Here is a 13,866-nt window from a genome sequence, read left to right as displayed (position 1 = left end):
ATGGATTTAATGTTTGATATTTCAGGATTGGCTTCTGAAGAAGAGAAATTTTCAACATCTAAAAAGGATGTATTGAAATACTTAAAAATAATTGGAGTAGATACCCGTTTTATTTCATACACTCCCCAAAAAATTTATATCAATTCTTTAAGGTTTTCCAAGTTTTCAAGAGCACGTGAAAAAACATTTTATAAACAGTATCCTGATATCGAAATAGTCAGAAACAGCCTATTTCAAAAAATATGCTCCAGATCAGCCAAGCTATTGACATTGGAAATTAAACCAAACTCTACAATACTGATGCCTGAAGACAATTTCCTATGCGAATTGCTTCTTGAGCCCTATACCAGAAAATATGGTGTTAAACTGGTTTATGAAGGAGATTACGATTTAAAAGTCAATCCGTTAATCTTGGATGATAAAGTTAATTCAATCTTTGAAGGAATTTTCAACGGTGAAGGCTTAAATCTAGTCAATGATGAAAATGAAATATATCCTTTAGCTAATGTTTCACTGGAATGGATTAATTCATTTTTAGAAATGGATGGTCAGGAATTAATTGAAAAAGAAAATGATAATGATTTGGCCAATTCATTTTCGGAATTTTTAGAGGATGTTGCTCCCCAGTTCCGTGAGAATGTGGTTAGCGCATCCGAGTTCATTGAAATTAAATTAAAAAATAAAAATTAAAAACTAAAAAGAGACACCTGTTTATCAGTTTTCTTTTTAGATTTTTCTTCTTTATCTTCTTTTTTAGGTTCTTCAATAACTTCTTCTTTTGGTTCTTCCTCAACAGGAGCTTCTTCAACAGCATGTTCTTCGCTGATTCCATCTATTTCAAATGGAAGCGCTTCTTCTTGAGTCTCTTCAACAATCTCTTCAGGCATGGCCATCATTTGATTTTGAAGCTCTTCAAACCTCTTGTCCCTCTCTTCAACTCTCATTTGAGCTTTTTGTTTTTCCATTTTGGTTATGACTTTTTTAGGGATTTTCTTTTTCCTGAATCTTTTTATTTCGTTTTCTTCCAATTCTAAAAAGTCAGAAATTTCCCATGCAAGTTCGTCATTCTGGAACATGATTTCAAGGTATGGAAACATTGAAATTGCAACAGCATGTGAAATGTGCATTTTTTCAAACATCTTTTCTGCAATTCCATCCCTTAAGTTTCTTTTGCCTCTGTTACGTCCCATTAATGTGAAAATTGTAGGGGTTTGTATTTTGGAGAATTTTTTATAGGTTTCTTTTTTGGAAGAACTTACTCCAATTCCCATAAAGTCACTTGCATATCTCCAGTAACCGTAATTCCTGCTGCTTCTTGCTCTTCCGAAATATAAATCAGCTTTAGCTATGTTTTCATATGCCTTTTTGATTTCATTTTTGTTGGTGTATTCTCTCGGAATGTTTTCCGCAATATATTCCATAACCAGTGTAGGGTCTTCGTCAACCCTTAAAGCTTCCCTTACATGCACAGGATTTTTACTTTTTAAAACGCCTGTTATTGCATTGAATATGTCTGATCTGTCGTCTTTGGTACGCAGATTTTCAACATCTTTTGGCTCCAGCACAATGTCCTTGTCAGCTAAAGCCTGGAGGGTATTTATTGCAGAACGCATGTCACCATTTGATTTTTTAGCAATCAGGTCAAGTGCTTTTGGATTAGCTTTAATTTCTTCTTTTTCTGCGATTTCCTTTAATGCCTTTCTGATACTTGGACTTCTGATTTTAGGCATTTTGATAACAGTACATTTCGGTTTAATGGATTGCAAACGTTTTGAATAGAAGTCATTAGCCATCAGTATCATTGGATGTTTGGAATTTTTAATAATTTCTCCAATGGCCCTTACTCCTCCACGGTCATTGGTTCCGTGAATACCGTCCACTTCGTCCATTATAATCAGTTTGTATTCGTCTCCGAACAGGGATCTTGATGAGGATGACTCTCCAATGGTACTTTTGATAGCATCCTGTGAACGTTTATCACTTGCATTAAGTTCAATATGTTCTGAAAACTCCTTAGCGATTACAAGTGCAAGTGTTGTTTTTCCAATTCCCGGTGGTCCAACTAAAAGAAGGGGCTTTTGAGGATTGCCGTTTTTCCAGTTTCCAACCCAATCTAGGATTATTTTTTTCTCTTTATTATTACCTACCACTTCATCCAAGGTTTGCGGTCGGTATTTGTCAGTCCATAACATTTCTATACCTTAAATGAATTTGGTTAGGAGAGCTTCAAGCTGTATTCTTGGGTTTGCTCCTTCTCTTATTCTAAAGTCACAGTCTGCGATTGATTCTATTAATTGTATGTAAAAGTCAGGTTCCATTTTGCCTTCAACAACTCTTTTGGAGACTTCCTGATAAATTTGAGTAACCATGTCCTCTCCGCTGGTACCCTGTAAAACCATAGTTTCTCTTAACAATGTTCTGGCCGCTAAAAAGTCACCTACAAGAGCCTTATTAATCATATTGGAAATTTCCTGAGGTTTTGCTTTTGAAACTACTTCATAAACTGATTCTTCGCTAACTACTTCACCTTCTGAAGTTGCCGCCTGTAAGACATTAACTGATTTCCTCATATCTCCTTCAGCAAAATAAACAATAGTTTCAATACCTTTTTCATCATATTCGAAACCTTCGCTTTCGCAGATGAATTTCAATCTTTCAGCTATTTCTTCGCCTTTTATAGGTGCGAATCTGAATATTGCACATCTTGACTGAATAGGATCGATGATTTTTGATGAGTAATTACAAGAAAGAATAAATGAAGCGGTTTTTGTATACATTTCCATTTCACGTCTTAAAGCGTGCTGAGCATCTTTTGTCATGTTGTCTACTTCATCCAGGAATATTATTCTAAATGGAGCACCAACAGGTTTCAATCTACAGAAACCTTTAATACGTTCTCTTACTGTATCAATTCCTCTGGCATCGGATGCATTCAATTCTAAGAAATTGTTTCTCCAGTATTCTCCTAAAATTGATTTTGCAAGTGCAAGTGCAGTTGTTGTTTTTCCAACACCTGCAGGTCCTGTAAACATTAAGTTAGGCATACTTCCTTCGCCTACATATTTTTCAAGTCTGGTAATGATTTGTTTTTGTCCTACAATGTCTTCTAACTTTTGTGGTCTATATTTTTCTACCCATGGTCCGCTCATTTAATCACCATTTTTTTACTAGTAACATTTATGTATTATGTAATTAAATTATTTTTTGATTAACTTTTTTATTATATGAAAAGTTATAAATATATAATTAAAGCGAGCATTTGATTAGTAATATTTTCAAAATTTAAAGGTGTTAAAAATGAGAGGCACATGGAAACTTAGATTAAGAATGATTCTCACATCTGTTTTAATGTTTTCAATAATCTACTTCCTAATATTTCTAGTTGCTCAATATTTGGGAGTAGGTACTTGGAGACTATACGCCGGTGTGAGCTTAGTAATCGTATTTTTACAGTATTGGTTTGGACCATCATTGGTTAAAAGTTCTATGAATGTAAGGCCTTTGTCCGAAGCGGAAGCGCCTCATATTCATAAGATGATTGCCGAACTTGCTCAGGAAGCTGGTGTTCCTAAACCGGAAATAGGATTATCTGAAATCAATATTCCAAATGCATTTGCTTATGGTAGAACAAGCAGAAGCGGTCATATTGCTATTACTCGTCCGATTTTAGGTTTGCTTGACTATGATGAGCTAAGGGCAGTATTGGGTCATGAAATGGGTCATATAAAACATAATGACATGGCAGTGACTGCAGCCGTTAGTGTTATTCCAATGATTTGTTATTACATTGCATTATCTTTCATGTTTTCAGGAGATAGTGAGAATGGAGGCGGTTTCATAATCGGAATTTTAGGTTATGTGTTCTACTTGGTAGGACAGTTACTGGTATTGTTCATTTCAAGAACCCGTGAATACTATGCCGATGAGGCCAGTGTCGAATTTGGAAACCGTCCGGCAGCATTGGTGTCCGCATTATACAAATTATCCTACGGTGCAGCAAGATGCAGCAAGGAAACAATTGATGAGGTAAACACCAACAGGGCATTCTTTGTAAATGACGTGAATAATGCCAGAAACGATGTCACTGATTTCCAGCAAATCGACTTTGACGGAGACGGAAAAATAACTGATGAGGAACTGAGAAGATTAGCTAATTCAGATGTTAAAATTTCCAAGAAAAATGGGCTTATGGAATTATTCTCCACTCACCCAGATTCATTAAAAAGAGTAAAAAGATTAGCAGAATTAGAAAATTAGGTGTAAATATGAAGATGATTTTAGATGAACGTGGTAAAAAGTATGTTTTAAAACCTGGAGAGGAATTTCAAAGTGACTTGGGCATTGTCAAAGCCGATGTATTGGATAATGCTGAAGTTGGCGATGAGGTTAAAAGCCATCTTGACCACACATTTAAAATCATGAAACCTAACATTAACGATTTCATAGACATAATGGACAGGCGCTGTTCAATACTTCTTCAAAAGGACATAGGACAGGTTTTAGCCCATACAGGTTTGGGTGCAGGATCACGCGTAGTTGATGCCGGAACCGGTGCCGGCGCCATAGCCCTTAATTTCGGAAATGTCGTTGGTCCGGAAGGTGAAGTTTTCACATATGAAATTAGGGAAGACTTTGCTGAGGTTGCAAGCAAAAACATTGAAAAATTTGGAATTACCAACATCACTGTTAAAAATCAAAACATTAAGGACGGAATTGATGAGGACAACATTGATTTGGTTTTTCTTGATTTGCCGAAACCGTTTGAAATATTTGAAGATGTTCAGGAATCATTGAATGTTGGCGGATGGCTATGTGTCTATGCTCCGTATATTGACCAGGCTGAAATATCTTATAGGATTGCCAAGAAATTAGGATTTTATGATATTGATATCATTGAAATCCTGGAGAGGGGTTTGGAGGTCAGAACTCAGGGAGTAAGGCCAAAAACCCGTATGGTCGGTCATAGCGGATATCTTGTATTTGCTAGAAAATTATAACTTTTTTTAATTTTTATCCAATTTTTTTTCCATTGTATCTTATTTTTTTCAAAATATTTATTTTTAGAAAAACATAATATTAACTATTGTAATATAATTTTGGTGAAAATTAATGAGTAAAACTAGAATTCAGTGGATTGATCTGGTACGTGCAATAGCAATTTTAACCGTATTGTTTGTTCATGCATCTGATGGTATTTTTATAATCTCTTCTGATGCTATTCTAAATTTCACACTTACTTCAAGAATTTTTGAATTCGTTGCATTATTTATTGGACGTATTGGTGTTCCATTCTTTTTAATGATTACAGGTTATCTGTTGTTGGACAGGACTTATGATGATGAGAAGGTTAAAAGATTCTGGACAAAAAATGTAAGGGATTTAATTATAGTTACCGTAATCTGGTCTGCTATGTATGCTCTTAGTTTACAGTTCATTACAGTATTCTATGATGCTGTAAATCCTTCAGAAGCTGGAAACTTGTTCTATTCCCATATGTGGTATATGCCGATGATTATTGGAATGTATCTTTCAATTCCATTCGTAACAAGTGCCCTTAAACATTATGATACTAAAACAATTAACAATGCAACAATAGTATTTGCTCTTTTAGCATTCATGCTTCCATTCATTACAACATTATTAGACATGAACGGTATTCAAAATGTGAATATTCAATACTGTCTCGGTTTCAGTGGAGGAGTTTATGGAATATACATCCTTTTAGGATATCTGGTTAAAAAAGATTACTTCAAGAAATATTCCTCTAAAAGTATGGCGCTTTTAGCTATCGTTTCATTCCTGATTTGTGTAGGATTCCAGTACTATGCATTTTTAAGAGGATATAACTTTTTCCTCTGGTATGAATTCCCATTCATTTTGACCGGTTCATTTGCATTATTTGAGTTATGTTCAAGAATGAAAACAGTCAAGGCTTATAAGGGTGTTCAATTTTTATCCAAATATTCATTTGCAGTATTTCTGATACATAACTTATTCAGATTCCCATTATTGCCATTCATTGTTTATTTACCGTTCACAGAACCTGTTAAAGCTTTAATTCTTTGGGTTTTATTAGTAGTATTCAGTTATGCTGCGGCAGTTATTATCTATAGAATCCCAAGACTTGGTAAATTTGTATTGTATATGAGATAATTAACCCATTATCTCTTTTTTTATTTCTTTAAACGCTTTTTTTGCCTCAGGTATAGGGAAAAGGGGATAGATGTGGAAGAGTCCTTCGCCTGTTATGAATCTAACGTCAACATCGCTTTTTTTAAGTTTTTCAACATATAACCTGATGTCCTTATAAAATATTTCGCTATCTCCTGCAAAAATAAGTGTGGGGGCCTGATTTGATACATCACCAAAAAGCGGGCTGACTTTATAATCCCGGGTGTCCAGTTTTCCCGCCCATGATTTGCCGATTTCTCTAAGGCCGATTTCTCCGAGAATTGGATCGTCTTCATCATCATAGGGTGAATTGCTCATTGAAATGTCAACCCATGGGGAAAATGTAATGATATGTTCCGGCTGGGGAAGGCTGATTGTTTTGATGAACTGACAGAATGATAAAATAAATCCTCCTCCGGCAGAATCGCCCATTAAAGTAATATTTGAGTCAAAATCAAGCATATGTTTATACAGGTCTGTAATTTTTTCATAACTTTCTTCCGCTTCATGTAACGGCGCAAGAGGATATACAGGTGCAAGTACATATGCATCAAGTCTTTTTGACATTAAACTGCAGAAAATGAAGTGCTGATAATTAATTTCATTCACATATGCTCCGCCATGAATGAAAAGAATGGTGTTTTTAGATTTCTTCTCTCCAAAGGTAAAGACTTGCATTCCATTAAAATCTGTGCTTTTAAAAGAGGATTTCACAGTCTCTTCAGGTTTTTCTGATTTTTCAAGTAGATATGAATCTATTTTTTCCTGTGAAGTCATATAATCAGGTTTTGTAAATTTCAAAATCTTTTCTTCAATTTTTGCAATAAATGATTTGCCCATGTAATGTCACCGGAGGGTTTTTCTATATTTAATTATTATATTTCAATGTTTAAAAAATTATTTTATGGAAAAAAAATAAATTTAACAGTAATAATTATACTTAATTAAAATTTTTTCATTGATGGGTGGAATTATTAACTAAATTAGAATGTTTTTAAAAATTAGTAAAACAGTGAAATAATGAATGATAAAATAAAAAAAATATTTATTCCGTTTATTTTAATGGTCCTGATTAATTTAGGATTTTTTTATTTGTCCTCTTCCAGAAATGTCAGTCAGGGAATAAATGGCCATATAGGTACGCTTTTAATTTCAGGTATGCTTTTCGGCCCATATGGTGCATTGGGGGCTTCTTTTGGAAACCTGATTTCAGATTTTATTAGAGGTTATCCAGTTGATTTTGCTGTTTTTTCTAATATTGTAGGTTTTTTCGTATCTTATTTAGGTTTTAAGCTATGGTATAAAGATTATAGAAAAAGGTCTCAAATTACAAAACCTAGATTAAACAGTACTTCAAACTTTTTGCTGTTTCTAGCCATTGTAGTCGGAACAGGATTGTTATACTCATCTATTCATCAAAATATATATTCTCTGCTTTATTCAAGTGTGGGTTATGAGAATGCCACAATTGGTATTAGATACTTTTTAAACTATATCAATTCATCATTTGTTGTTGGAATTATAGGCATGTGGCTTTCAAAGAAAATTGATTTTGTCTATGTTCCTAAAACTTCTAAAAAGAAAATCAGCATGAACTTTTTCAAGATTGCATTTTATTTGCTGATTTTTTCAGTAATATTTGACCTTTTAGACCCTTTCAGCATTTCTGAAAACAGTATTTTTTGTATTATTCAGACAGTTGTATATATTATTTTAATTGGCATTTGTCTATTTGAGCCGTTTACATCTAAAATATCTCCGATACGGGATGATTCCATTCCGGAAAAGATTATGAACATCTTTCTGCTTTCAATCTTTTTCATGCTGATGATTAGTGTCATACTGGCATTTGACCAGGTGCTGATAATGGCTGTTGATGACTTTCTGCCGTTAAGTTTTATGGAAATAGTAATTTCAACATTTATACTTACAGATATCTTACTTTTGCTGTTCATGATTCCTTCACTTGCAGTTTTAAGGGTTGTTGAAAAACAAGCTATCAGACCTATGCTGGACTTTTCCCAAATTGAAGATTTTGTCAGTGAAGGTGAAAAAATCGAGTCAGACGGTTTGGTAAAGGTATATTCTGATTATCTGGATGAACCTACCGAAGTTGGGGTTTTGGCCAGAAGTTACACTGATTTGATTAATTATAATAATCGCTATATTGATAATATTGCACAAATTGAAGGTGAAAAGGAGCGTATCAAGGCCGAACTTGATATTGCTACCACAATCCAGGCGGCAAGGCTTCCAACAGAGGCTATAGAAACTGATAATTTCATCGTTGAAGGTTCTTCCAGACCGGCTAAGGAGGTTGGTGGAGACTTTTTTGATTACTATATGCTGGATGAAGATAATTTGGCTCTTATAATTGGTGATGCATCAGGCAAGGGTGTTCCTGCAGCATTACTTGCAGTCATTACTCAGGAAGTAGCAAGGCAGATAATTAAAAATGAAAGAGACCCTTCAAGAGTATTATATATGCTCAACAATCAGTTATGTGAGAATAATCCTGAAATGATGTTTATAACATTGTGGCTGGGAATTTATAATAAAAACGAAAAAACCATAACATTTTCAAATGCAGGACATAATCCTCCATTAATTAAAGATAATGGGGAATTTAGGTTATTGGAAGTTAACAACGGATTGGTTCTGGGAGTTATGGAAGACTTTGAATTTGTCAGTGAGGAAATTCCATTTTCAAGTGAACTTGTAGTCTTTACTGATGGAATAACTGATGCAACAAGTATTGACGATAAAATGTATGGCGAAGAGAACCTTATAGACTTCTTTAACAATAACGATTATAATCAGATTGATTTGCTGTTTGATAAAATCGACGAGTTCTCTAAAGGCACAGAACAGTTCGACGATATGACTGTATTGATTTTAAAAGATAACTCCTGAAAAATTATAATTCCAATTTCTAAAATAAAAAAGTGGAATAAAGTTAATTATTCCATAAAAATAGCTGGTTTGTATGGCATTGCGTTTCTTGCCTTATTCTGTGGGTCGTAAGAATCATCGGTGTGTATTATTACTTCATTTCCACATTCTTCTTTGATGTAGTCAAGTGCATCAGTTAAAATAGCTTCCTCATCGATTTTACCGATGTATCTTGTTTTTGTAATTTCTTTACCGATTTTTTTAGCCACCATTGCTATTTCTTTTTTGTCATCGTAAATATTAGCTGCGATAGCTCTGCCCATTATCTGACCGATATCAGGTTTTCCAACTTCATCGGCAATTTTGTACAAGTCCCATTTCCAATCAGGAGCAAGGTAAATATGGACTTTTTCGATTTCGTCCCCAACCATCTGTTTGATATGTGCAATATCCTTAATGGTGTTTTCAACCAGGGCTTCTGATTTTTCGATTTCAGGACTTACTTTTGTCTCGTCAGCTACAGGCCATGCAGCTTCACTTACAAATCCTTCTCCGCCATAAGTGCTCCATAACTCTTCTGAAGTGTGCGGAGTAAATGGTGCCAGGAGCCTGATCCATGCTTCAAGCACAGTTGACAGAACATATATGATTGCAGGGTCCTGTGCGTCAAGTAAATGTTTGACCCTGTATAAGTAATGATCCACATCTTTTTTAAGCAGGAACAGTGAATCCTGTAAAGCCTGTCTTGTCTGGAAGACTTCTAAAGCTTCTGTTGATTTTTTAACATGTTCATTTAACTGACTAATCATCCATAAATCAATTGTTCTTGTTAGCTCGACTTCTTCAATGTTGCTTAAGTCTAGTTTGGAACCTTTGATTTCTTCAACTTTAGCTGCAAATTCCCTAAACCATTCAAGTCTTCTTTTGGTTCCAAGAACTTCTTTTTCCCTCCAGTCAAAGTCTTGCCATGGTTCGGCTGAAGCCATCAGGAAGAGTCTTACAACATCAGCTGTGTAATCGCGAATTGCATCTTTTAGGAGAATTACATTTCCTTTTGAGGAAGACATTTTATTTCCTTCCAAAAGACCCATTCCAAAGACTACGGTTCCTTTTGGCCATTTGTCTTCAGGATAAATTGCACTGTGGGTAAACATTAAAAAGCTTAAGTGGTTTCCTACAAGGTCTTTTGCAGATAATCTCCAGTCAAGAGGGTACCAATAGTTAAATTCGTCTTGGATTTCTTTAACCTTGTCTGCAGGTACGGTAATGTCTCCGGAATCCTTGTTTAACAATACTTTATCAAAGAATGCTCTGTTCAAATCCTCAGGATTCATGTCTCTTAGATATTTTGCAATGGAATAATATGACATGTAGATTGTTGAGTCTGTTAGAGGTTCAATTAACCATTGATTGTCCCAAGGCATTCTTGTTCCAAGTCCGACTTTTCTGGAACATGCCCAATCATCCAACCAGTTAATGTAGTATTCGAAATTGCTTTTGAGTTCTTTTGGAATGATTGTTTCGCCTTCAAGAACTTTCAATGTCTTTTCAGTCCATTCTTCGTTACCGTATTTCATGAACCATTGGTCGTCCATGATTTTAACAACACAGTTGTTACCGCATCTGCACACCACCGGCCTTTCAGCAAAGTCATACATGATTGTTGCCATATTGTCTGCAATAAGTTTTTCTTTTAACTCTTCACGGGCAAAACGAACTTTCATTCCACCGAATTCCGGAATGGAGTCTATGATTTTACCTTTACTGTGCTGTGCTTTGTACAGTTCATTGGTAGCTTCATGTAACTTTTCATCGTTCTGGTCAGTAATTCCTAATCTTTCGATGATATCTGCAGCCGGAATTTCACCGTATCCCTTAAGGGTACATACTGGAATCGGTTCAACATTTTCGACAATTCCTTCCAGATGGTATTTTGCAATTAATTCATCGTTATTTTTTAAGTCTTGAAGTGCAATGTAGTCTGCCGGTGCATCAGCAGGTTCGGAAAATACGACTCCGCTTCCGTATGATGCACTTACAAAGCTTGCTGGGAAAATTGGCAATTCATCGCCTGTAAATGGGTTTGTTGCCATTTTACCTATTAAATCATTAGGATCAATTTCTTCAATGATGTCCAAATCTTTTATTTGATTGGATAAGTTGTAGTGAGCTTCTTTTGTAATTACCCATTTTTCTCCTTCTGCATTGACAAGAACATATTCCACATCAGGGTTTAACCAGATGTTTGTTGCTCCGACGATGGTTTCAGGTCTGAGGGTAGCGGTTACTAAAACTTTATCGTCAATTTTGAATTTTAAAAGTGTAAGTTCATTTACCCCTACTCCTTCTCCTTCAAGCAGGTCGTGGTCTCCGACAGGATTGTCACAGTTCGGACAGTATTTTACAGGGTGTTCTCCTTTTTGAACTAATCCTTTTTCATATAATGTGGTTATTTGCCATTCTATGAATTTTTTATATGTCGGATCGATTGTTCTGAATTCCCTTCTCCAGTCAATTGAATAACCCATATCTTCCATTACTTCATGATATTCGGTTGAGAAGTATTTTACAATAAATTCAGGGTCTTCTAATTGTGGCAAGGTTTCTTTTGGAACTCCGTGGACTCTTTCATATAAATCTAAGGTCCAAGGGTCTTTTCTTTTAATCCTGTCAGCAATTCCAATAACGGGAGCTCCTGTAACGTGCCATGCCATCGGGAACAGTACATTGTATCCTTCCATTCTTTTAAATCTTGCATAAACATCAGGTACAGTGTAGGTACGTCCGTGACCTATATGCATAGCTCCGCTTGGGTATGGAAATGCTACTGTAATGAATAGTTTTTCTCGTTCATCAGGGTTTGATTCAAATAATTTTGCATCTGCCCATTTTTTCTGCCATTTCTTTTCTATATTTTCGCTCACTAAATCACCATCATAATATTGTTTTTTTAGGGCTTTCAGGAACTTTACTTTTGTGCTCGCTCCTAATAATCTTTGTAATAATCATATCAACGTCATCAACTGATATATCTAACTTTTCAGCTATTTCAGTATCTTTTAAATCTTTTTCCGTATATAAATAAAGAATCTGGTCAAGTAAATCATAGCTCATTCCAATTTCATCCTCATCGGTTTGACCGTTCCACAGGCCTGCACGGGGAGGCTTTTCAAGGATTGCTTCGGAAATGCCTAAATATTCACTTAATTTGAAAACTTCAATTTTGTACAAATCTCCAATCGGTTCCATGTCACATGCGCCATCTCCATGTTTTGTAAAATAACCGATTAGAATTTCGCTTTTATTGCCTGTTCCACTGACCAGGTAATTTTTCTGATTTGCATAATAATAAATGATTGACATTCTGATTCTAGCCTTAAGGTTGCCGATAGCCAAGGCATTTTCTTCCAGTTGTGTCATTGATAAAAACTCATTTAAAATGCCGTCAATAGCTATTTCTTTATAATCGATTCCTAAATTTTGCGCTATTTTAATGCCATGCTCTGTATCTTCAGTTGGTGTTGTAGCGGATGGCAATACAAGTCCAAATACATTCTCTTTTCCCAATGCTTCGCAAGCCAGATATGCTGAAAGGGTAGAATCAATTCCTCCACTCAAACCAACGACAATTCCATCAGTTTTTGACTCGCTGACTTTGGATTTGATGAATTCAACTAGGTTTATTTTTGTTTTTTCTAAGTCTATATCTGGAATTATGCTAATAGTTTCACCAACTTAAATCATTTATACATAAAATAATATGTACTTATTAATTAATAAATTATATTATGTCAGATGTAGAACTTATTTCTAAAAAATCATTTTCAGATGTTGACAGTGAGATTATTGATAGGTTTATGGAATTTCAGCAGGCATTGATTGATAAGGATGAAGCTAAGCTGAACGAGATTTTAACTGAAAAATATGAGCTTATCCATATGTCAGGCAAAAAGCAGACTAAACAGGAGTTCATAGGTGAAATTATGGATGGAACTCTGAATTATTATAAATCTGAAATCATTGATCCGACAATTCTATGGGATGATGATGAAAGGCCGACATTGATTGCTGATGTCACATTAACCGCTAAGGTTTATGGTATGAACGGCAAATGGACATTGGATACCACAGTTGATTTTGAAAAGATTGATGGAAAATGGTACTTTTCAAAATGGGATAACTGATTTTAAAGTACTTTAACATCCGCTATGTTAAAACTTGGCTTGTTTTAAGTCTGTGATATATATCCTCATAAAAAATCATATTAAAAAAACAGAAACGTCAACGTTAAAGTAAATTACATTGAAGGAAATAATAAAAAAGTAGGATTCAATTAAAATAAAAGGACAACACTTTCAGAATTTTCAAGTTAAATGAAAAATAACTTTCGAAAAAAGATATTTAAGGAGTTAAACATAACCTTCTAAAATTAACAATCTATTTAGAATTCAATTCTTCAGTCAACCTTTTCACTTCAGCTTCCAAATCACGAATTTTTCGTTTGCCTTGTCTAAATCAGAATTAGTCTTATCTAACTTGGAGTTTGTCTTATCCAATTCGTAGTTTGTCTTATCTAACTTAGAGTTAGTCTCTTTCAACTTAGAATAGGCAATATCTAAATCCTCTCTAGCATAGTTTAAACTTTCAATAGTGCTTTTATGTGCCTCAGAGATGTGTTTACTTTCCTCAGATGTGTTATTATCCATCAAAACCCGACTAGTTTTTAGGTCGTGATATATATCCTCGTAAAAAATCATCCTGAAAAACCGAAACGTTAACGTTAAAGTAAAATATGTCCAAGAA

The 13,866-nt window shown here is 34.7% G+C and carries 12 protein-coding genes; 6 read left to right on the top strand and 6 right to left on the bottom strand.

The window, feature by feature from the left end; all coding sequences use genetic code 11:
- The gene (locus E7Z81_RS02105) at window positions 1-690 is read left to right on the top strand and encodes an ATPase (RefSeq protein WP_292743497.1); all 690 of its coding nucleotides are present in this window, start codon (window positions 1-3) and stop codon (window positions 688-690) included.
- Here the strand turns inward: E7Z81_RS02105 and E7Z81_RS02100 are convergent.
- Complete coding sequence (locus E7Z81_RS02100) at window positions 687-2,192, bottom strand: replication factor C large subunit (protein ID WP_292743494.1); 1,506 nt, start codon at window positions 2,190-2,192, stop codon at window positions 687-689. The two genes, E7Z81_RS02105 and E7Z81_RS02100, sit on opposite strands and share 4 nt — an antisense overlap.
- Before the next feature lie 9 nt (window positions 2,193-2,201).
- Complete coding sequence (locus tag E7Z81_RS02095; RefSeq protein ID WP_292743491.1) at window positions 2,202-3,149, bottom strand: replication factor C small subunit; 948 nt, start codon at window positions 3,147-3,149, stop codon at window positions 2,202-2,204.
- A 148-nt stretch (window positions 3,150-3,297) separates the two neighbouring features.
- Between E7Z81_RS02095 and E7Z81_RS02090 the strand changes: the two genes are divergently transcribed.
- The 3 genes from E7Z81_RS02090 to E7Z81_RS02080 all read left to right on the top strand — a co-directional run bounded on the left by E7Z81_RS02090 (window position 3,298) and on the right by E7Z81_RS02080 (window position 6,153).
- A complete protein-coding gene (locus E7Z81_RS02090) occupies window positions 3,298-4,257 on the top strand; it encodes a zinc metalloprotease HtpX (RefSeq protein ID WP_292743488.1) in 960 nt (319 codons plus the stop codon).
- Window positions 4,258-4,265: 8 nt separating this feature from the next.
- The gene (locus E7Z81_RS02085; RefSeq protein ID WP_292743485.1) at window positions 4,266-4,997 is read left to right on the top strand and encodes a tRNA (adenine-N1)-methyltransferase; all 732 of its coding nucleotides are present in this window, start codon (window positions 4,266-4,268) and stop codon (window positions 4,995-4,997) included.
- A gap of 112 nt (window positions 4,998-5,109) precedes the next feature.
- Window positions 5,110-6,153 carry an acyltransferase gene (locus E7Z81_RS02080; protein ID WP_292743483.1) on the top strand — a complete coding sequence of 348 codons (1,044 nt, stop codon included), beginning with the start codon at window positions 5,110-5,112 and terminating at the stop codon, window positions 6,151-6,153.
- Here E7Z81_RS02080 and E7Z81_RS02075 read toward each other — a convergent pair whose 3' ends face one another.
- Window positions 6,154-7,011: an alpha/beta hydrolase gene (locus tag E7Z81_RS02075; RefSeq protein ID WP_292743481.1), complete on the bottom strand. Its 858-nt coding sequence runs from the start codon at window positions 7,009-7,011 to the stop codon at window positions 6,154-6,156.
- Between the two features lie 180 nt (window positions 7,012-7,191).
- On the opposite strand from E7Z81_RS02075, the gene E7Z81_RS02070 reads away from it, so the two are divergent.
- Entirely contained in the window at window positions 7,192-9,084 is a 1,893-nt protein-coding gene (locus E7Z81_RS02070; RefSeq protein WP_292743478.1) for a SpoIIE family protein phosphatase, read from the top strand.
- A gap of 47 nt (window positions 9,085-9,131) precedes the next feature.
- Here the strand turns inward: E7Z81_RS02070 and leuS are convergent, their stop codons facing one another.
- Both leuS and E7Z81_RS02060 read right to left on the bottom strand, forming a co-directional pair.
- Window positions 9,132-11,987, bottom strand: a complete 2,856-nt coding sequence (leuS, locus tag E7Z81_RS02065) for a leucine--tRNA ligase (protein ID WP_292743475.1) — start codon at window positions 11,985-11,987, stop codon at window positions 9,132-9,134.
- Between the two features lie 10 nt (window positions 11,988-11,997).
- Window positions 11,998-12,786: an NAD+ synthase gene (locus tag E7Z81_RS02060; RefSeq protein ID WP_367263000.1), complete on the bottom strand. Its 789-nt coding sequence runs from the start codon at window positions 12,784-12,786 to the stop codon at window positions 11,998-12,000.
- Between the two features lie 65 nt (window positions 12,787-12,851).
- Here E7Z81_RS02060 and E7Z81_RS02055 point away from each other — a divergent pair, with 65 nt between their 5' ends.
- Window positions 12,852-13,247, top strand: a complete 396-nt coding sequence (locus E7Z81_RS02055; RefSeq protein ID WP_292743471.1) for a nuclear transport factor 2 family protein — start codon at window positions 12,852-12,854, stop codon at window positions 13,245-13,247.
- Between the two features lie 285 nt (window positions 13,248-13,532).
- On the opposite strand, the gene E7Z81_RS02050 is transcribed toward E7Z81_RS02055, so the two are convergent.
- On the bottom strand, window positions 13,533-13,769 hold the full coding sequence (locus E7Z81_RS02050) for a hypothetical protein (RefSeq protein WP_292743468.1): 237 nt from the start codon (window positions 13,767-13,769) through the stop codon (window positions 13,533-13,535).
- Between the last annotated feature and the right edge of the window lie 97 nt (window positions 13,770-13,866).

This window comes from Methanobrevibacter sp. (assembly GCF_015062935.1).
GTDB lineage: Archaea > Methanobacteriota > Methanobacteria > Methanobacteriales > Methanobacteriaceae > Methanocatella.
Note: the sequence above shows the minus strand (reverse complement) of the source record. Positions and strands in the feature narration are given on the sequence as shown.